The sequence below is a fragment of the Rhodococcus sp. Leaf233 genome (assembly GCF_001426165.1).
Lineage (GTDB): Bacteria > Actinomycetota > Actinomycetes > Mycobacteriales > Mycobacteriaceae > Rhodococcoides > Rhodococcoides fascians.
The window spans coordinates 437,474-455,496 of record NZ_LMRO01000010.1 but is presented as its reverse complement, the minus strand read 5'-3'; the positions used below and the strand labels follow the sequence as shown (position 1 = coordinate 455,496).

The 18,023-nt window shown below is 64.9% G+C and carries 19 protein-coding genes and 1 tRNA gene; 10 read left to right on the top strand and 10 right to left on the bottom strand.

Translation table 11 applies throughout. From position 1 onward, the window contains the following. The first annotated feature begins 10 nt into the window (after positions 1 to 10). On the top strand, positions 11 to 913 hold the full coding sequence (nudC, locus tag ASH04_RS17785) for an NAD(+) diphosphatase (protein ID WP_032391659.1): 903 nt from the start codon (positions 11 to 13) through the stop codon (positions 911 to 913). Positions 914 to 920: 7 nt separating this feature from the next. On the opposite strand, the gene ASH04_RS17780 is transcribed toward nudC, so the two are convergent. Continuing rightward, positions 921 to 1,190, bottom strand: coding sequence for a mycoredoxin (locus tag ASH04_RS17780; RefSeq protein ID WP_032366324.1), 270 nt, complete (start codon positions 1,188 to 1,190; stop codon positions 921 to 923). Positions 1,191 to 1,302: 112 nt separating this feature from the next. Here ASH04_RS17780 and ASH04_RS17775 point away from each other — a divergent pair, with 112 nt between their 5' ends. From ASH04_RS17775 to ASH04_RS26980, 3 genes are all read left to right on the top strand, one after another. Further along, positions 1,303 to 3,417: an ATP-dependent DNA helicase UvrD2 gene (locus tag ASH04_RS17775; RefSeq protein ID WP_032372680.1), complete on the top strand. Its 2,115-nt coding sequence runs from the start codon at positions 1,303 to 1,305 to the stop codon at positions 3,415 to 3,417. A 143-nt stretch (positions 3,418 to 3,560) separates the two neighbouring features. Beyond that, a complete protein-coding gene (locus ASH04_RS17770) occupies positions 3,561 to 3,872 on the top strand; it encodes a hypothetical protein (protein WP_032366326.1) in 312 nt (103 codons plus the stop codon). A gap of 152 nt (positions 3,873 to 4,024) precedes the next feature. Next, positions 4,025 to 4,345, top strand: a complete 321-nt coding sequence (locus tag ASH04_RS26980; protein ID WP_027496555.1) for a WhiB family transcriptional regulator — start codon at positions 4,025 to 4,027, stop codon at positions 4,343 to 4,345. A 34-nt stretch (positions 4,346 to 4,379) separates the two neighbouring features. On the opposite strand, the gene ASH04_RS17760 is transcribed toward ASH04_RS26980, so the two are convergent. From ASH04_RS17760 to ASH04_RS17750, 3 genes are all read right to left on the bottom strand, one after another. After that, a complete protein-coding gene (locus ASH04_RS17760; protein ID WP_057474135.1) occupies positions 4,380 to 5,690 on the bottom strand; it encodes an ABC1 kinase family protein in 1,311 nt (436 codons plus the stop codon). A 95-nt stretch (positions 5,691 to 5,785) separates the two neighbouring features. Then, positions 5,786 to 6,673 carry a hypothetical protein gene (locus ASH04_RS17755; protein ID WP_032407098.1) on the bottom strand — a complete coding sequence of 296 codons (888 nt, stop codon included), beginning with the start codon at positions 6,671 to 6,673 and terminating at the stop codon, positions 5,786 to 5,788. A 123-nt stretch (positions 6,674 to 6,796) separates the two neighbouring features. Then, entirely contained in the window at positions 6,797 to 8,200 is a 1,404-nt protein-coding gene (locus ASH04_RS17750; RefSeq protein WP_032370729.1) for a zinc-dependent metalloprotease, read from the bottom strand. A gap of 144 nt (positions 8,201 to 8,344) precedes the next feature. On the opposite strand from ASH04_RS17750, the gene ASH04_RS17745 reads away from it, so the two are divergent. Then, a complete protein-coding gene (locus ASH04_RS17745; RefSeq protein WP_032366559.1) occupies positions 8,345 to 9,370 on the top strand; it encodes a YlbL family protein in 1,026 nt (341 codons plus the stop codon). 15 nt (positions 9,371 to 9,385) lie between these two features. Here ASH04_RS17745 and ASH04_RS17740 read toward each other — a convergent pair whose 3' ends face one another. After that, on the bottom strand, positions 9,386 to 9,952 hold the full coding sequence (locus tag ASH04_RS17740; protein WP_094695495.1) for a PPA1309 family protein: 567 nt from the start codon (positions 9,950 to 9,952) through the stop codon (positions 9,386 to 9,388). 288 nt (positions 9,953 to 10,240) lie between these two features. Here ASH04_RS17740 and ASH04_RS17735 point away from each other — a divergent pair, with 288 nt between their 5' ends. Beyond that, positions 10,241 to 13,201: a UPF0182 family protein gene (locus ASH04_RS17735; RefSeq protein WP_176458532.1), complete on the top strand. Its 2,961-nt coding sequence runs from the start codon at positions 10,241 to 10,243 to the stop codon at positions 13,199 to 13,201. A gap of 143 nt (positions 13,202 to 13,344) precedes the next feature. Here the strand turns inward: ASH04_RS17735 and ASH04_RS17730 are convergent, their stop codons facing one another. Then, the gene (locus ASH04_RS17730; protein WP_057474134.1) at positions 13,345 to 13,908 is read right to left on the bottom strand and encodes a transglycosylase family protein; all 564 of its coding nucleotides are present in this window, start codon (positions 13,906 to 13,908) and stop codon (positions 13,345 to 13,347) included. A 501-nt stretch (positions 13,909 to 14,409) separates the two neighbouring features. Between ASH04_RS17730 and ASH04_RS17725 the strand changes: the two genes are divergently transcribed. Together ASH04_RS17725 and ASH04_RS17720 are read left to right on the top strand one after the other, a co-directional pair. Continuing rightward, positions 14,410 to 14,486 (top strand) — tRNA-Met (locus tag ASH04_RS17725). A 105-nt stretch (positions 14,487 to 14,591) separates the two neighbouring features. Continuing rightward, positions 14,592 to 15,104: a putative immunity protein gene (locus ASH04_RS17720; protein ID WP_057474133.1), complete on the top strand. Its 513-nt coding sequence runs from the start codon at positions 14,592 to 14,594 to the stop codon at positions 15,102 to 15,104. A 2-nt stretch (positions 15,105 to 15,106) separates the two neighbouring features. Here ASH04_RS17720 and ASH04_RS17715 read toward each other — a convergent pair whose 3' ends face one another. Both ASH04_RS17715 and ASH04_RS17710 read right to left on the bottom strand, forming a co-directional pair. Continuing rightward, on the bottom strand, positions 15,107 to 15,667 hold the full coding sequence (locus tag ASH04_RS17715) for a hypothetical protein (protein ID WP_200937337.1): 561 nt from the start codon (positions 15,665 to 15,667) through the stop codon (positions 15,107 to 15,109). Positions 15,668 to 15,732: 65 nt separating this feature from the next. Then, positions 15,733 to 15,921 (bottom strand): hypothetical protein, encoded by a 189-nt coding sequence (locus ASH04_RS17710; protein ID WP_032366331.1) that lies wholly within the window; start codon positions 15,919 to 15,921, stop codon positions 15,733 to 15,735. Here ASH04_RS17710 and ASH04_RS27275 point away from each other — a divergent pair. Further along, positions 15,920 to 16,174, top strand: a complete 255-nt coding sequence (locus ASH04_RS27275) for a hypothetical protein (protein ID WP_235580032.1) — start codon at positions 15,920 to 15,922, stop codon at positions 16,172 to 16,174. The genes ASH04_RS17710 and ASH04_RS27275 overlap by 2 nt on opposite strands. After that, positions 16,153 to 16,287 (top strand): hypothetical protein, encoded by a 135-nt coding sequence (locus ASH04_RS27445; RefSeq protein WP_268793682.1) that lies wholly within the window; start codon positions 16,153 to 16,155, stop codon positions 16,285 to 16,287. Before ASH04_RS27275 ends, ASH04_RS27445 begins: the two co-directional genes overlap by 22 nt. Here the strand turns inward: ASH04_RS27445 and ASH04_RS17700 are convergent. Together ASH04_RS17700 and ASH04_RS17695 are read right to left on the bottom strand one after the other, a co-directional pair. Further along, positions 16,260 to 17,540: an RNA polymerase sigma factor gene (locus ASH04_RS17700; protein ID WP_057474131.1), complete on the bottom strand. Its 1,281-nt coding sequence runs from the start codon at positions 17,538 to 17,540 to the stop codon at positions 16,260 to 16,262. The genes ASH04_RS27445 and ASH04_RS17700 overlap by 28 nt on opposite strands. A 16-nt stretch (positions 17,541 to 17,556) precedes the next feature. After that, entirely contained in the window at positions 17,557 to 17,901 is a 345-nt protein-coding gene (locus tag ASH04_RS17695) for a YciI family protein (protein WP_032370934.1), read from the bottom strand. Positions 17,902 to 18,023: the final 122 nt, after the last annotated feature.

The window sequence follows — 18,023 nt, the reverse complement described above, 5'->3', positions numbered from 1 at the left end:
GGTCGTGAGCGTGCCGAATTTTCAGCTCGTCCATCCACCTCGACTGTCTCGATCACCGCTCGACCGGGCCGAGGAATTGCGCCGCGACACAGCGGCACTGGCCGCCGGTTGGTCCACGGCTCGCATACTCGACGTGGACGGTCGCGGCAGATTCGCAGTGGACGACGGTGGTCTGGTCTTCGTCGACGCCGCAGACGTGGCCACGGAACCGACCGAGGACGTGGTCTTCCTCGGGATTCATGAAGATCGTCACCTGTGGACCCGGCGCGTAGAACTCGTCCAGGGCACGTTGGGAGATCTGCGCACCGACGGTGAGCGCCTCGACAGTGTGTCGCTGTCGATGGTCACCGGGGCTCTGGCCATCCTCAATTGGCACGCCAGTGCGCGGTTCAGCTCGCTCGACGGCGCTCCGTCCGTTCCGTCGGCTGCAGGCTGGTCGCGGACCAGCACGTCCTCGGGTCACGAAGAGTTTCCGCGCACCGATCCTGCGGTGATCTGCCTGGTTCACGACGGCGCGAATCGAGTGCTGTTGGCGCGCGCACCGATGTGGCCCGAACGTCGGTTCTCGGTGTTGGCCGGATTCGTCGAGGCCGGCGAGTCGCTGGAGACCTGCGTCGCGCGAGAGATCAAGGAAGAAGTGGGGCTGGACGTATCCGGCATCGAATATCTCGGCAGTCAGCCGTGGCCGTTTCCGCGCTCGGTGATGATCGGCTTCTCGGCCGTCGCCGACCCGGATCAGCCGCTCGCATTTCAGGACGGCGAGATCGCCGAGGCGCACTGGTTCGAGCGGACCGAGGTCGTCGCCGCCCTCGAACTGGGCGACTGGGGATCGGAGTCGACGTCTCGATTGCTGCTTCCCGGATCCATCTCGATCGCTCGCGGGATGCTGGAGGCGTGGGCAGCGACGACCTGACGCTCGATCAGAGCGACAGAGCGCGCTTGACCTCGGCGAGACTGGGGTTGGTTGCCGTCGATCCGTCCGCGAACTGCACGGTGGGCACGATGTGGTTTCCGTTGTTGACGCTGCCGACGAACTCGGCGGACTCGGGGTTCTGCTCGATGTCGATCTCGGAGTAGGCGATTCCCGCCTCGTCGAGCTGAGTCTTGAGCCGGCGGCAGTACCCGCACCAGGTGGTGGAGTAGACGGTCAGCGCGGCCGGGGTCTGTGGGGTGTTCTCGGTAGTGGTCACGGAGACAGTCAACAGCAGGGCGCAGGTGATTGTTCCGTGACGGCCGCCTCGGCGAGTCTCGGCGGCGTCGGGCCCGGACATCGCTGTCGGTAGGCACTGACACAATGGACCCATGGCTGACGACGCGATGACTGCCGGGCTCGATCCGGAGCAATCCGCGGCAGTGCTGGCCCCTCGCGGTCCGGTCTGTGTGCTCGCCGGGGCAGGAACGGGCAAGACCCGCACGATCACTCGACGCATCGCGCATCTCGTGTCCGCGGGGCACGTGTCCTCCGGCCAGGTGTTGGCGGTCACCTTCACCGCGCGGGCGGCCGGTGAGATGCGCGGCCGTCTTCGAGAACTCGGCGTCGGGGGAGAGGGTCCTCCGGTGCAGGCCCGTACCTTCCACGCTGCCGCGATGCGCCAGCTCAAATATTTCTGGCCACAGGTCGTCGGCGACACCGGGTGGCAGCTGCTCGACCGTAAGTTCACCGTCGTCTCGCAGGCGGCTAACCGGGCCGGCGTGTCCACCTCCACCGACGCCATCCGCGACCTCGCGGGCGAGATCGAGTGGGCGAAAGGCTCGTTGATCGCCCCCGAGGACTACCCGCGCATAGCGGCGAGCAACCGACGCGACGTGCCCATGGACGCAGCCAAGGTCGCTGCGGTGTACGCGGGATACGAAGAACTCAAATCTCGCGGCGGCGACGGCATGTTGCTCGACTTCGACGATCTGCTGTTGCACACCGCCGCGGCGCTCGAAGAGCACTCCTCGGTTGCCGACGAATTCCGAGAACGCTATCGCTGCTTCGTCGTCGACGAGTATCAGGACGTGACGCCGCTCCAACAGCGGGTTCTCGACGCCTGGGTGGGCGATCGTGACGACCTCACCGTCGTCGGGGATGCGAATCAGACGATCTACTCGTTCACCGGAGCATCCCCTCGCTACCTGCTCGACTTCTCTCGCAAGTATCCCGAGGCCACGGTTGTCCGTCTCGAACGTGACTACCGATCGACACCGGAGGTCGTGTCGTTGGCCAATCGCGTGATCGGTGCCGCGCGGGGTCGCATTGCGGGCACTCGGCTGCAGCTGATCGGTCAGCGTGATTCCGGTCCGGAGCCGGAGTTCTTCGAATACGACGACGAGCCCGCCGAAGCGGACGGAGTGGCACGCGCGGTGAAGAGGTTGATCTCGAAAGGCGTCGAGCCTGCCGAGATCGCAATTCTGTACCGCATCAATGCGCAGTCCGAGGCGCACGAGCAGGCCCTGACCGAGCTGAAGATTCCCTATCAGGTTCGCGGCGGCGAGGGTTTCTTCACTCGACCCGAAGTGCGGCAGGGAGTCAATGCACTGCGCCAGGCTGCTGGCCGAGACGATCTACCCGACGGCTCTCGTTCCGGGGACGGCCTGACCGGTCTGGTTCGGGCCGTGCTGGCTCCACTGGGGTTGACCGCTACCGAGCCGACCGGTGCGCAGGCGCGGGAGAAGTGGGCCTCCCTGGGAGGTCTCGTGCAACTCACCGAGGAATTGTTGTTGCACGACCCCGAACTGACCCTCGACTCACTTCTCGGTGAACTCGCGGCTCGCGCCGAGGCGCGACATCCACCGACGGTGCAGGGCGTGACGCTGGCCTCGCTGCATGCGGCGAAGGGGCTCGAGTGGGATGCAGTGTTCATCGTCGGGCTTGCCGACGGAACGCTGCCGATATCTCACGCGATCGGCAACGATCCCAGTGCGAACAACGAGGCCGCCGTCGAGGAGGAGCGTCGCCTTCTCTACGTGGGTGTCACCCGGGCGCGGGTCCACCTGCACCTGTCGTGGGCCCTGGCCCGTAACGAGGGTGGGCGCAAGTCGCGTCGCCGCTCCCGATTCCTCGTCGGATTGGTGCCCGAGGATTCGCCCGCGTCGCGCATCGCGGCACCCGCGGCCAAGAGGTCCGGGCCCAAGTGCAGAATCTGCGGTAAGCCGCTGATCGGGACGTCGGCCACGATGCTCGGACGATGCGATAGCTGCCCGTCCAACGTGGACATCGCCCTGCTCGACGCGTTGAAGTCGTGGCGCCTGGACAAGTCTCGTGAACTCAAGGTGCCCGCATACGTCGTGTTCAGTGACAACACGTTGACTGCTATCGCGGAACAGCAACCGCAGGACGAGCGTGGACTCGTTGCGATACCGGGAATCGGGGCCAAGAAGCTCGAGCGCTTCGGCGAGGACGTGCTCACGGTGGTGCGGTCCTCCGACCGGTAACCGTCCGTCGAACAGCTGCCGTAAAACTGCTGGTCAAAAATAACTTGTGCAGATCTCGGCGGGGGGCTTAGTCTGTTTCTCGTGTCGCGGGAGACCGCACACTGCCCAGTCCGCCCACGAGACCAGAACAGGAGCTGAAGAACATGATCGACACATTCGACATCGCCGGTGCAAGAGCAACCGTCGTGCTCAGCCCTGTCTGCGGTGCAACGCCCTTCGGCGATGCGCTGGTCGGTACGCCCGCTGCTGCGGCCGTAGCCGCCGGCTCGGTTGCGCAGACGTGGATTCGTCCCACCGCTTTCGGCCCGATGCACCAGTCCGCATCGGAAGCCCTCGGGTCGAATTCCGCCCCCGGCGTCCTGGCGTTGGCAGCACCCGCTGTGTACACCCATCGACGTCACCGCGCACCACGCGCGTCCGTGTTCGACAGCAGATACCGACTTCACTGTAGGTAGACGCTTCGATTTGCCACCAGGCCACGGACCCGCACTCGCGGACCGTGGCCTTTGTCGTTCAGGTAGATCCTCTACCCGAGCGTGAGGCCGACATGGTTCGCATTACCCCTCGAACCGATAACGACGCCGCACGAAAAGTAGAGGAGACCGACGTGTCAACCGCCACGATCCGGACGACATGCCGACCAGAGTCCGAAAGCACCTACGCAGCAACAAGTTTCGCCGAATCGGCGGAGCTCGAGCTGTCGGTGCCCTGCCGAGCGGCGAACCCCGACATGTGGTTCGCCGACACCCCTGCCGAATTGGAGCAGGCCAAGGCGCTGTGCGCCGAATGCCCCATCCGCCGAACCTGTCTCAGCGCCGCATTGGATCGCGCCGAGCCATGGGGCGTATGGGGTGGCGAGATCCTGGAACAGGGTGTTGTCATCGCACGCAAGCGTCCTCGCGGACGGCCACGTAAGAACGCGGCATGACGCTCGATCCGGAGGTCCGGCTTCACCGAGTGATTCACTCGGTGAAGCCGGGCAACCATTCCGTCAGAATTGCCATGTACGGCGCATAGGCGTCGAGCTGCGCGCAGATTCCCACCAGGCCGCCCAGTACCCGGAAGATCATCACGTACTCCGGCGGCATGTTCAGCGAGCGAACGGTGCGGAACTGTGCGCTGTTGAAATCGGCTGCGGTGCCTGCCGCTTTCTGCAGCCACGCCCGAGTGAAGTGAAACGACTCGGTGTGAATCGGGTCTGTGAACGGGCGAAGGTAATCGGCAATCTCCTTCTCCGTCACCGTGCGACCCGGCACCACGAAGCCACTTTCGGTGCACAGTTCGACCAGTTCGTCGAACTTGTCGTCACGAGCGAGTGCGACCATCCGGCCGAGGACCGGAGGCAGGCCGTCGGGCATCGGAGCACATGCCCCGAAATCGATGACGCCCATTCGGCCGTCGTCGAGCATCATGAAGTTTCCCGGATGTGGGTCCGCGTGCAACAACTTCGCGCGCGCAGGAGACTCGAACGCGAACCGCGCGAGTAGTTCGCCGGCTCGATTACGCTCGTCCGCAGTTCCGTGCGCGATCACATTGGCCAGGGGCCTGCCCGTCATCCATTCGCTCACAACCACTTTCGGGGCGCTGGCAACGATCTTGGGTACCGCGAACCGAGGATCGCCCGCGAATTCCTTGCTGAAGGCGCGCTGATTGGTTGCCTCAATACGGTAGTCGAGCTCGTCCTCGGTGCGAGCCGTCAGCTCTTCGAGCACGGGCTTGACGTCCGTACCGGCGAGCACCGTGCTGAACAGATTCGCGAAACGAGACAGAGTCTTGAGGTCCGACCGCAGGGCGTCGTCCGCACCCGGATACTGGATCTTGACCGCGACGTCGCGCCCGTCCGCCCACGTGGCTCGGTGGACCTGGCCGATGCTGGCCGAGGCGATAGCGGTGTCGTCGAAACTCTCGAACCGTGATCGCCACGCCGTACCCAGTTGTTGATCGAGTACGCGATGCACTGTCTTGGCCGGCATGGGCGGGCCCTGAGCCTGCAGCTTCGTCAGTGCCTCACGGTAGGGCTCCGAATACTCCTCGGGGACGGCGGCTTCCATCACCGACAGCATCTGACCGAGCTTCATGGCCCCGCCTTTGAGCTCTCCGAGGACGGAGAAGAGTTGCTCGGCTGCTTTGGCGGCCATGTCCGCGTCGATCTCGTCGCGGTTTCCGCCGGCGAGCTTCTTTCCGAAGCCCATCGCGGCACGTCCGGCCATTCCCAGGGGAATGCTGGCTAGTTTCGCGGTACGAGTGGATCCACGGCGCGGTATGTCTGACACAGCTCCATCATGGCTGAACCTTCCGACAAATGCTCGGACCGGTGAAACCGTGGCCTCGACTGCCGAGGTGGGCGGGTGGTCGAGTGACCGTGTCGTCAGTACCAGCAATCGCAATGCGGATGTCGCGTCCACTGTCTTTTGTGCACGGACGTACCGGTTGCCGCGAAACTCAGCTCCATCGTGCAGTCGGTGGTTTCGGGCATCGTTCCGTCCGTGCGATCGATGAGGGTCTCGAGTTGCGCGAACGCGAACGCCGCCGTGGCCAACACCGTGGCGGTACTCGCCTGGCCCACCGTGCCGAGCAGATGTGCGGACAGATGCGGCCACTCCGGATCGAGATCACAGCGGGTGAGATCGGCGCAGCGCAGGCAACTCGTCTGTCCGGGCACTACGAACGGGCCGACGATTCCTTTCCCGTCCCGCAGTCGCACCTGCAGGTGCGGGATCCTTTTCCGCACCAGATCGGTCACCAGACGAGGCTCGGCGACGAGGTCGTCGGTGAGCACGACCACGTCGTACTGCCACGAGTTCACGGCGAGGTGCGGATAGCGTGTCGGGGTCAGGCTCGTTCTGGTCACCGCGACACTGGTGCGCCGCAACCCGGCGGTCAGCGCATCCGAGAGCGGCCCGCGGCCCACGAGATGCACGGAACGAATGTCGCGCAGTTCACTCGACGGAGCGTCCGCGTTGCTCGCCGCCGGGCCACTCGTGCCGTGCACGAGCAGGCCGGAATCGTCCAATTCGGCGAGCATCGACGACACTCGGTTCGCGGACAAACCCAACGTCATTGCGTGACAGACGATGTGAGGCCTGGAACGTCCTGCCGCGAGAAGCCGCAGGATCTCGAGTATCGAGCCCGGTTCCGCACCGGGAGGGGGAGTGACGACGACGCTGGTCTCGGGGCTCCACCCCAATTGAACGGTTCCGTCCCGTCGCGGCAGGATGGCCACCGCGGGATCGAGTCGAACGGTCGATGTGATCATGAACCACACTGTGACACTCGGTCGAACGGCAAACGCCCGCTCGAAGCACGTTATCCACAGGGGAAAATGGGCTTCGAGCAGGCGTTCGACGGGGCCGACGGCATTGGTGTGCGCCGTCCCGGTTCAGGGTGTGGAAGAGCCCTTGTCCGGATGGTCGTCGCCGTCCTCCGAGGCGTCGTCCGTGCTGTGTTCCGCTCGTTCGGCGGCCTCCTTTGCCTCCATCGCCTCGAGTTGCGCGATGGGGTCGTCGAAGCTGGAGGTGCCGCCGCCGACGACTCGGTCGATGAACGCCGCCGGATTGTCCAGGTCGGATGCGTCGGGCAGGAGATCCGGGTGTGCCCACACCCCGTCGCGGCCCTCCACGTCCGCGGCGGCCAGTAGTTGGCGCCACAGATCGGCGGCCTCGCGCACCTTTCGGGGACGCAACTCGAGACCGACCAACGTCGCGAACGTCTGCTCTGCCGGGCCGCCGGAGGCGCGGCGACGGCGAATGGTCTCGGCGAGGGCAACCGCGCCGGGGAGACGGTCGCCGAGTGCGGCCGTGACCACGGTCTCCACCCAGCCCTCCACCAGTGCCAGCAACGTTTCGAGACGTTCGAGAGCGTGCTTCTGCTCGGGTGTGGTCTGCGGCTCGAACGAACCCTGCTGCAGCAGCGCTTCGATCTTCGACGGATCCGTCAGCGCCGACGGGTCGAGCCCGGCAGCGGCTTCCTCGATTGCCGAGAAATCCATGCGGATGCCGCGAGCATATTCCTCGACAGTGGCGAGAACCCGCTGGCGCAGCCACGGGACGTGGCTGTACAGCCGCTGGTGTGCAGCCTCGCGGGCGGCCAGGAACACCAGCACCTCACGCTCGGGCTGTTCGAGACCTTCGCTGAACGACGCGATCGCCGACGGTAGCAACGCGGCGGTGCCCGACGGGCCGAGCGGGAGACCGATGTCGGTGGAGGTGAGAACTTCCTTCGACAGTTGGCCCAGTGCCTGACCGAGTTGCGAGCCGAACGCCATTCCGCCCATCTGGGTCAGCATGCCCATCATCGGTCCGGCCATCTGCTGAGCCTCCGGCGGCAACCCGGAGGTCCACATGCCCGAAATCTGCTCGGCGACCGGATCGCACAGCCGCTTCCAGGTGTCGATGGTGTTGTCGAGCCAGTCGACCGGCGTCCACGCTGCAGTCTTGGTGGCACCGGCAGGCAATGTGGTGGCACCGTCCAGCCAGAGCTCGGCGAGGTGCGCGGCCTCGGTGATGGCCTCACGCTCCCCGGCCGACACCGGGCTGAAATCGCCCATCTGCTGTCGGGCCAATTGCTTGGCGAGGTCGTAATTGACCGGTCCGGCCGACGATCCGCCCGACCCCGCGGCACCCATGCCGCTGAGCATCTGGCCGAACTGGGTGAGCATCTGGCCCAGTTGTGCAGGGTCGAAGCCCTCCGCCCCGAACCCGAAACCGGCGGGGTTACCCGACCCGTCCGGATCCTTCTTCTTGTCCGGGTCGTCGTCGGAAGCACCGAAACCAAAATTGCTCATGGCTCAACGGTACAAGCCATGAGCACTCGGAGCGCGAAAGATCGTCACGCTGACGGCGAACAGAACGGCTTCGTCGCATCGTGCGTCGGGCTCCGGCAGGGGCGGTATCCACGCCGCCGCACGTTCGGATCTAGTGTCTACCGAGTGAACCGAAGGATCGCCACACTCGTCGCAGCGCTGGTACCGGTCGTGGTGCTGGGCGTCACCGGCTCGGTCGTCACCGTTCCGTTCGCGGCACTCGGCCCCGGGCCGACGTACAACACTCTCGGTGACGTCGACGGAGTGCCCGTAGTCCAGATCGACGGCACCGACGTCGACCCCACCGCAGGCCATCTGAACATGACGACGGTGGCCGTGCGGGATCAGCTCAATCTTTTCGAGGCCCTCGGGTTCTGGGCCAGTGGGCGTCAGGGACTGGTACCTCGTGAGGAGGTGTACCCACCGGACAAGTCGAAAGAGGAAGTGCAGGAAGGTAATCAGGCCGATTTCGAGCAATCGGAATCCAGTGCCGAACTCGCCGCTCTGCATCACCTCGACCTCCCGGTGTCGCTGTCGGTGACGAGCGTGGCCCAGGACGGCCCCGCCGCAGGCGTACTGAACATCGGAGACACTCTGGTTGCGGTGGGCGGCACCCCCGTCTCGACGGCAGGCGCGGTTCGCGAGGCCGTCAGCGCCAAGGCACCCGGCGATTCGCTCGACATCGACTACGTGCGTGATGGTGCCCCTCGTACGGGTTCCGTTGTGCTCGGGGCCAGGCCGGACGATCCCTCCAAGGGATATCTCGGTGTGACGCCCGAGGAGCAGCCGGACGTTCCGTTCGACGTGAAGTTCAATCTCGCCGACGTCGGTGGTCCGTCCGCCGGCTTGATGTTCAGCCTCGCGGTGGTGGACAAACTGAGTCCCGGCGAGCTGAGCAACGGCGAATTCGTGGCGGGAACCGGCACGATCGACGCAGCGGGAACGGTCGGCCCCATCGGCGGTATTCCGTACAAGCTGATAGCAGCTCGTGAGGCAGGGGCCACCACGTTCCTGGTGCCCGACGCCAATTGTGGTGAGGCGCAACAGAATGTGCCCGACGGTCTGCGCTTGGTGCGAGTCGAATCGCTGGACAACGCGATCGACTCGCTCCGAGCGATCGGGTCGGGCGAAGACGCTCCGACGTGTAGCTGACCCGCTCGGTCGTACTTACTCGTCGTCGACCACATCGAACGTCGCGTACAGACCGTGGACGACGTTGGGTGCCAGGTCCTCGGCGATGCGAAGGTCGATGGGAGCGAACGGATCGGCGTCCTCGTCCGGATGCAGTTGCAACAACGTCAACGACGGCCCGTCCTTGAGCACTGCCACGATCAGCCGCGCGTCACGCTTCTCGGGATGGTTCTCGGCGGCCGATCGCGCCGCGTTGTCGGCCGCGTCGGGATCTGCGAGAAGCGGCATCAGCGCATCGTCGAGTGCCGACTCCGCCGCCGGGGGGAGTACGACGATCTCTTGGACGAGTGCGCATCCCACGACGCCCTCGGGCCACGTCGACGTGGCGAGGAATTCGTCGAGGGCGGGGGAGCCGCCGGTGATGTCCTCGGGCAACGAATGCTGCTGGATCGGTGTGAGTGCAGCACCGTCGGCCAGATCGTCGAGCAGGCCGGGTTCTGCCGCGGCGAGGGCAGCGGTGGGCACCAGCGCGAACATCTGGGGCGATTGGCCCCACCCGCCCGCGTCGACGAAGTCCGCCACCTCACGCGCGCACCGAGCCAATGCCTCGGCGACGCCGGGTCCGCCCGACTCGGGGTCGAAGTCGTCTCCGAAATGTTCCTGGCCGGGCAGTCCGTCACTGTCGTTGCTCACCGCACTATCCTCGCATCCGAATGGTTCCACGAATGTCGATGCTCCTGACCTGCGATCCGGCGGGGCCGCAGTACGGGCGTCACAGCCGTAGGATCAACGTACGTACAGTAGGGCGAAACGGACATGCGGCGCACGCGAGGTGCGCCGTGACAGTCATCTGCGGCGCCATCGGCGTCGCCCGAAGTTGGAGTGTGGCACGTGGGCATGAGGCCCCCCACCGGTATGCCGTCGTTGTCGCGGCGAAGCCGGATCTTGCTCGTATTGGCCTTGGTAGTAGCAGCTTTGCTGCTCATCGGTCCGCGGTTGATCGATATCTACACGAACTGGTTGTGGTTCGGAGAAGTCGACTTCCGCGGCGTCTACACCACCACTCTGTTGACCCGGTTGGTGATCTTCCTCGTCGTCTCGGTCGTCGTCGGGCTCATCGTCTTCGGCGCGCTGGTCGTCGCGTATCGCAATCGCCCGGTGTTCGTTCCGGTGGCCGGACCCAACGATCCGATCGCTCGATACCGCACCACGGTGATGAGCCGATTGCGGTTGTTCGGCATCGGAATCCCGGTCGTGTTCGGTTTCCTGTCCGGCATGATCGCGCAGACGAACTGGGTCACCGTGCAGCTGTTCCTGCATGGCGGCGACTTCGGCCAGACCGACCCGCAGTTCGGCCTGGACGTCGGGTTCTACTCGTTCGATCTGCCGTTCTACCGCTTCATCCTGAACTGGCTGTTCGTTGCCATCCTGGTCGCATTCTTCGCAAATCTGGTGACGCAGTACGTCTTCGGCGGCATTCGTCTCGCCGGCCGAGAAGGAGCGCTCACCCGTGCGGCGCGGATTCAGCTCGCTGTGCTGGCCGGCACCTTCGTCCTGCTCAAGGCCATCGCCTACTGGTTCGACCGATACACGTTGTTGTCGAGCAGTCGTAAGGAGCCGACGTTCACCGGTGCCAGCTTCACCGACATCAATGCGGTGCTGCCGGCGAAGCTGATTCTGTTGGCCATCGCGGTCATCTGTGCTGTTGCCTTCTTTGCGGCCATCTTCCTTCGTGACCTCAGAATCCCCGCCTTGGCCACAGCCCTGTTGGTGTTGTCGTCGATCCTCATCGGTGCCGTCTGGCCGTTGGTGATGGAACAGTTCTCGGTTCGTCCGAACGCGGCCGACAAGGAGAGCACGTACATCGAGCGCAACATCGCGGCAACGAGGTCTGCGTACGGCTTGACCGATGACGTGGTCTCGTACCGCGACTATTCGGGTGAAGCGTCGTTGAGCCCGAGCGAAGTGGCATCGGAGTCGGCCACGATGTCGAACATCCGGTTGCTCGATCCGAACATCCTTGCGCCGACATTCACTCAGCAGCGTCAGATCCGTAACTTCTACGGATTCCCCGACACACTGGCCGTCGACCGCTACCCGGACGCGGACGGCAACCTCCGCGACTACGTCGTCGCCGCGCGTGAGATCTCACCGCAGACTCTCGACGCGAACCAGCGTGACTGGATCAACCGCCACACCGTGTTCACGCACGGAAACGGCTTCGTTGCTGCTCCTGCCAACTCCGTCGACGAGGCTGTCGCCGACGAGTCCAGCGGCGGGCGTGGTGGTTATCCCAACTACCAGGTGAACTGGATCGAGAACAACGCCGAGGGAACCGTGCGTAAGGACGGCCCAGGTGACCTCGATCAGCCGCGCATCTACTTCGGCCCGGTCATCGCGAATTCCGACGCCGACTACTCCATCGTCGGCTCGGCCGGCGAACCCCGTGAGTACGACACGGACAGCAAGAGCTACTCCTACACCGGTGCAGCGGGTGTCGACGTCGGCAACTTCTTCAACCGACTCGTGTTCGCGAGCAAGTACGCCGAGCGCAACATCCTGTTCTCGAGTGTGATCGGTGACGAATCGAAGATTCTGTTCAACCGTGATCCCCGGGACCGTGTGCAGAAGGTCGCGCCCTGGCTCACCACCGACGGTTCGACGTACCCGGCGATCGTCGACGGCAAGCTCGTCTGGATCATCGACGGCTACACAACGCTGGACAACTTCCCGTATGCCCAGCGGATGTCGCTCGAGGATGCCACTGCCGACAGCATCGAGTCGACGACGACGCGCGCACTGCCGAGCCGGGAAGTCTCGTACATCCGGAACTCGGTCAAGGCCACCGTCGACGCCTACGACGGCACTGTCAAGCTGTACGAGCAGGACGAGAACGACCCGGTGCTCAAGGCATGGGAAGGCGTGTTCCCCGGAACGGTCATCCCCAAGAGCGAGGTGTCTCCGGAATTGCGGGATCACTTCCGGTACCCGGAGGACCTGTTCAAGGTTCAGCGTGAACTGCTGACGAAATACCACGTCAACGATCCGCGAGAGTTCTTCACCAACAACGCGTTCTGGGAGGTTCCGACCGACCCGACCGCGGAGAACACTGCCGCCAAGCAGCCTCCGTACTACGTCGTCGCGTCCGATATCTCCAACGAGGAGAACCAGGCCTCGTTCCAGCTGACCAGTGCGCTGGTGGGGTATCGCCGAGAAGTGCTGGGCGCGTATGTCAGCGCGGATTCGGATCCGGAGAACTACGGCAAGATCACCGTGCTGAGGCTGCCGACCGATACGTCCACTCAGGGCCCGAATCAGGTACAGAACCAGATGACGACCACGACGGACGTCTCCGAAAGCCTCGGCATCGTGCGCCGGGAGAACACTGTCGAGTTCGGCAATCTTCTGACCCTGCCTGTGGGCAACGGCGGTCTGATCTATGTGGAGCCGGTGTACGCCTCGCGCACCAACGAGGCGTCGGCGTATCCGCAGTTGATCCGGGTGTTGGTCTCGTACGAGGGTCGTGTCGGTTACGCCGCCACGCTGCCCGAGGCCATCGAGCAGGTGTTCGGGGCCGGTGCCGGACGGACCGTCACGGCGCCGGGGGAGACCGACGGCAGTACCCAGCCGGGTGCCGTACCCGAGACGACCCCGTCCGAGGGCGGTTCGACGCCGGCGAATCCGGCTCCGTCCACCGGTGGGTCGACCACCAGGGACGCCGCTGTCACCGGGTTGAACGACGCACTCTCCGCCGTGCGGACTGCACAACAGAGCGGCAACCTGGCGCAGCTCGGCACCGCGCTGGAGAACCTGCAGAAGGCGGTCGACGCGTACAACGGGGCCGGTAGCTGATCGGCACTGTTCCACCGGGTTGACTGCAACGACAGAGCCGCCTCACCGAATCGGTGAGGCGGCTCTGTCGTTGTTCGCTACATCGGATGCGCTGGGCATCCACTGCGAGCGGAACGAGGCAGTTCTAGCGAACTGCCGGTGAATCAGCGTCCGATGGGCGCGAGCACTGGAGCGTTCGCAGCAGCGAAGTGCTGGAACTGAGTGCTCAGGCCGTACTGGTCGGCGAGCTTGGATGCTGCATCGAATGCGCCCTGAGCGGCCTGTGTAGCTGCTGCGACCTCGGGTGCGACGGCAGGCGCGGGGGCCGGTGCCGGTGTTGCCTGAGGAGCCGGTGCCGGTGCCGCTTCGGGCTCGGCTGCCGAGGTGCCGGTGGTCAGCTGCTGACCACAGACGGGCCATGCGCCCGGTCCCTGGCTCTGCAGGGTGTTCTCCGCGACGCGGATCTGCTCGGCCTTGGAGGCGTTGGCCGGGGATCCGGTTCCGCCGTTGGCCGTCCAGGTGCTCTGCGAGAACTGCAGGCCGCCGTAGTAGCCGTTTCCGGTGTTGATGCTCCAATTGCCACCGCTCTCGCACTGTGCGACGCCGTCCCAGTTGTGGGTGGCTGCGTTGGCGGTTCCGGCAGAAACGCCGAGCGGAATGGCGACGGCTGCGCCGGCGATGGCGGCCAATCCGAGTGCGCGCTTACCGAAGTTGTTCTGAGTGGTCATGCGGGGTGAATCCTCTCCGCGCTCGACTGGCGCGACTGGCCTGCGAATCGTTACGCCGGTGATGATGGCGATGACGACCAGGCACTTCGTATCGTCGCGGCTCTGCCCCCGTACGTATTGGGGACCACACCCGCGGGGCAGAGCGAAAGAAGCGGCGGGGTGGTGCAAGCCCAGCGGTTTAGGGCCGTCCGTGAAGGTAGTCGAGGATTCACTTACCGTCACTGAGCGGATATGGGATGCCACCCGTCCACATAGTGGGATTGAGCCCCCTGTTCGTGCAGCTCGAGCCGCATTGTGGCGGGAATGTTTCACCTTCGTGACCCGACCGTTATGTGACCCGAAACACGCAAGAAAAGAGACCCGGAGCACTATTTCGAGGGGCTGCGAACGTGCTGTTCGGGTCGGCTCGGCCGTGCGTCGAGCCTGATCGGCTCGACCGAGCACCCCGTGGTCACGTGATTTGCATTCGTCGTACACGCAGGGGTAACTTCGTAGATGCAACGCGGGGTGGAGCAGCTCGGTAGCTCGCTGGGCTCATAACCCAGAGGTCGCAGGTTCAAATCCTGTCCCCGCTACCACTCGAAAAGCCCGAGGCCATACGGTCTCGGGCTTTTTTGTGCTCTGATAGCCATCGTGCAATCACATTGGACTGCCCGATGCCAGTGCGAAGAGGGCGACCGAGGATGATCCTGCCCGCTGTTCGAGATCCCCGGCTCGTCACGGCCCGGCGCGGGGGACTGCTGTCCGATGGCGATCATCGGGCCCTGGCACTCTGGGCTGCTGCCTGTGCCGAACACGTGCTGCCTCTGTTCGAGAGCTCGGTTCCGTCGGACGCCAGACCGCGGGAAGCCATCGACGGGATCGGCGCGTGGGTACGCGGTGAGCTGCCGATGATGGAGACCCGCGCCCTCGGCGGACACGCGATGGGCGCAGCGCGTCCCCTTCGCGGAGCGGCTCGATTCGCCGCCTACGCCGCAGGCCAGGCCGCATGCGTGGCGCATGTGGCCGAACACGACCTCGGAGCAGCGGCATACGCCATCAAGGCAGTTCGAGCTGCGGCACCGTCGTCGAGCGCAACCGCCGCGGCGTATGCGGAAAATGAGTGGCAGAGGGAACAGCTGCCGGACAGCGTGCGGGCTCTGGTGTTGGAGGACCAGCACAGGAGAAACAGCATCTGCTGGTACGTGTTCGAGTAGATCTACAGAACCGTGACCGTGAAGGACTGGGTGTCGACGACCAGAGCGCGAAGATCGTGCGGCCTCAGCTGATCTGCGGCAAGCAGTGACGTATCGGGACGAAACCGGATCGTGGTACCGGTCCGATCCGTAGGGGCAGTCGACACCAATTCGGTGGCGGGCAACCCGTGCTGGTATCGACGGGTCCACGAGCCCTCACTGCGACGGTTGGTGTGCTCGAGCACGTCCGACAGCGCTGCAACAGTCGACATTCCGCGGCGGGCATGTCCGTCCGCCAACAGCACTGGCTCCAGCCGGTCGAAGAATCGAACATCTGCAGTGCTCACAACGGGCTTGCGAATTGCGAGTCCGCGGTCGAACCGTGTGTCGGTACCTCGTCCGAGGTCGTTTACATCGATCGTGCCGTCCGAGTCGAACGTGATGGTCGCGTGACCGCCTCCCTGATCCTCGGCTTCGTCCACCGCATACGCGAGGACTTCGAGAATTAGGTGCAGCACTCCACCCGGCGCGTACTCACCGGAGCGGCTTCTGATGTGCGAGAGGTGATCTCGATCGACGTCCATCGACCAGTCGTGCGTCGTGGTGGACCAAGTGCTCCGACCGGACACGGAGGGGTCGGGCACCGACGTCAGTCCGAGACCTGCTCCCGTGCATCGTCACTGGTGACGATGTCATCGTCGTCGGTGGTCGCAGCATCCTCCGGCTCGTCTGCGGTGAGGTCGACGGTGTCCGCGCCCTCGAGAGCCGTCAGTTCCTGTTCCGCCTCTGCGATGAGGCCCTTGGCGTTCTCTTCGACCTTCTTGATCCACTCGGCCATGACTGTCACCTCTCGCTCGATCGTCTACCACCGGTCTACCAGACCCGAGCCCTCCAGGATCACCGGTGTGCGAATGCAGACCCCACGACTGGTTCTCGACGAGCCTGCAGATGCGGATCTCGACGCGCTGTACGAGATCTGCAGTGATCCGCAGTCGAGTGCGCGTACCGAATTCGGCCCGAAATGCCGGTCGTGGCATATCTTCTCGAACACAACCTCTCATCCGCTCGCGTGGCAGAGCGCGCCGGCCTGAAGCTGGTATCCCGTGGACCCGATATCGGCAACCCCGATCCCGAGGCCATCCGATTGGTGTACGCAGACCGACCGCTGACGGCCGATCAGGTGGATGCTGTGCTGTCCGCCTGATCCCGTGCGTCGGCAACCTCGGCCAGTCGTCTTCCCAGCAAACGCTTCTCGGGTGCCGTTCGCGCGAGATCCAGTGCTTTCCGGTAGTGCACGGCGGCCTCGTCCATCCGGCCCAGTCGGTGCAGCAGATCGGCTTTCGCCATCGCGAACGGGTGGTACCGGCGCAGGGCCGGCTCAGCGGCGATGGCGTCCAACAACTCGAGCCCGGCCTCGGGCCCTTCGGTCATTGCGACGCCGACGGCCCGGTTGAGCGCGACCACCGGTGATGGTGTGAGTGCCATCAACACGTCGTACAGAGCCACGATCTGAGGCCAGTCCGTGCTCGCGGCGTCAGCAGCCTCGTCGTGTAATGCCGCGATGGCGGCCTGAACGGAGTACGGGCCGGCCGGCCCGCGGGTCAGGGCCTCGCTCACGAGTTCCGTTCCCTCGGCGATGAACGCGGCATTCCATACGCGCCGGTCCTGATCGGCCAACAGCACGATCTCGCCGTGTTCGTCGATCCGGGCGCGGCGTCTGGCGTCGGTCAGCAACATCAGCGCCAGCAAGCCGGTCACCTCGGACGTGCCCGGCAGAGCCGCGTGCAGAACTCTGCCCATACCGATCGCTTCGTTCGAGAGATCGACGCGTCCGACTCCATCGCCGGATGTCGCCGAGTACCCCTCGGTGAAGATGGAGTAGACGACCTCGAGCACCATGGGCACTCTTTCCGCCAGCTCGTCCGGTCCCGGAACGCGAAACGGAATGCGACCCGTGCGAATCTTGTTCTTGGCCCGCACTATTCGCTGTGCAGCCGTGGCAGGAGGGATGAGCAGTGCGCGCGCCACCTCTGCTGTGGACAGACCCGCGAGACACCTCAGCGTCAGGGCGAGTCGGTCCTGGGCAGCAAGAGCCGGGTGGGAGCACGTGAAGAACAACTGGAGGCGATCGTCGGGCACACGATCGTCGAGCGCATTCGAGCCGGACGGGTTGTCGCGGTCCGAGTCGATCTGCAGTACGGCGATTTTCGCAGCCAGTGTCTCATCGCGTCGGAGGCGGTCGACTGCCTTGCGCCGGGCTGTGGTGAGCAACCAGGCCCCTGGCTTGGCCGGTATGCCATCGATCGGCCAATGCTTCAGAGCCGCCTCGATGGCATCCGACGTCACCTCCTCGGCGAGGTCGAGGTCACGGTAGCGCTGCACCAACGACGCGAGCAGCATCGAGCGCTCGGCACGGAAGACCGATCCGATCGTTCGACTGACCTCGACCTCGCTCACCGAACGATCCCGCGCGTCAGAATTCTGCGAGCGGGCGCACGACGACGGTGCCGCCGTCCTTGGAGCCGGGGCAGCGGGCCGCCCACTCGAGCGCGGCATCGAGGTCGGGAACGTCGATGACGTCGTAACCCCCGAGTACCTCGTGCGACTCGGCATACGGGCCGTCCGTGACGGTCCGTTCGCCCGTGTTCGGATCGACGCGTACCGCGGTAGCAGTGGTCAAGTCGGCCAGCGCGTGCCCGGCAACGTAGACCCCGGCCTCCTTCAGTTCCTTCTCGTACGTCATCCAGTCCTCCACACTGCTGCAGCCGGGTGCAGCACCGGGGGAGGTGTCGGCGTTGATCAACAGGATGTACTTCATGGTGCGCTCCCTCGTTCGGTACCTCGGTGTCGCGGCGCGATTCGCCGTACACGAAGACGACGATCGAGACATCACGATATCGACACCGACCCTCGACATTTCTTCGAAGCGCACGAAAGCGG

Coding starts and splice junctions, on each gene's coding strand:
- ASH04_RS17770 (WP_032366326.1), top strand. CDS start 3,561: ATGATCGACACATTCGACATCGCCGGTGCAAGAGCAACCGTCGTGCTC.
- ASH04_RS17720 (WP_057474133.1), top strand. CDS start 14,592: ATGATCCTGCCCGCTGTTCGAGATCCCCGGCTCGTCACGGCCCGGCGC.
- ASH04_RS17710 (WP_032366331.1), bottom strand. CDS start 15,921: ATGGCCGAGTGGATCAAGAAGGTCGAAGAGAACGCCAAGGGCCTCATC.
- ASH04_RS27275 (WP_235580032.1), top strand. CDS start 15,920: ATGACTGTCACCTCTCGCTCGATCGTCTACCACCGGTCTACCAGACCC.
- ASH04_RS17695 (WP_032370934.1), bottom strand. CDS start 17,901: ATGAAGTACATCCTGTTGATCAACGCCGACACCTCCCCCGGTGCTGCA.
- ASH04_RS17755 (WP_032407098.1), bottom strand. CDS start 6,673: ATGATCACATCGACCGTTCGACTCGATCCCGCGGTGGCCATCCTGCCG.
- ASH04_RS17775 (WP_032372680.1), top strand. CDS start 1,303: ATGGCTGACGACGCGATGACTGCCGGGCTCGATCCGGAGCAATCCGCG.
- ASH04_RS17715 (WP_200937337.1), bottom strand. CDS start 15,667: ATGGACGTCGATCGAGATCACCTCTCGCACATCAGAAGCCGCTCCGGT.
- ASH04_RS17730 (WP_057474134.1), bottom strand. CDS start 13,908: ATGACCACTCAGAACAACTTCGGTAAGCGCGCACTCGGATTGGCCGCC.
- ASH04_RS17750 (WP_032370729.1), bottom strand. CDS start 8,200: ATGAGCAATTTTGGTTTCGGTGCTTCCGACGACGACCCGGACAAGAAG.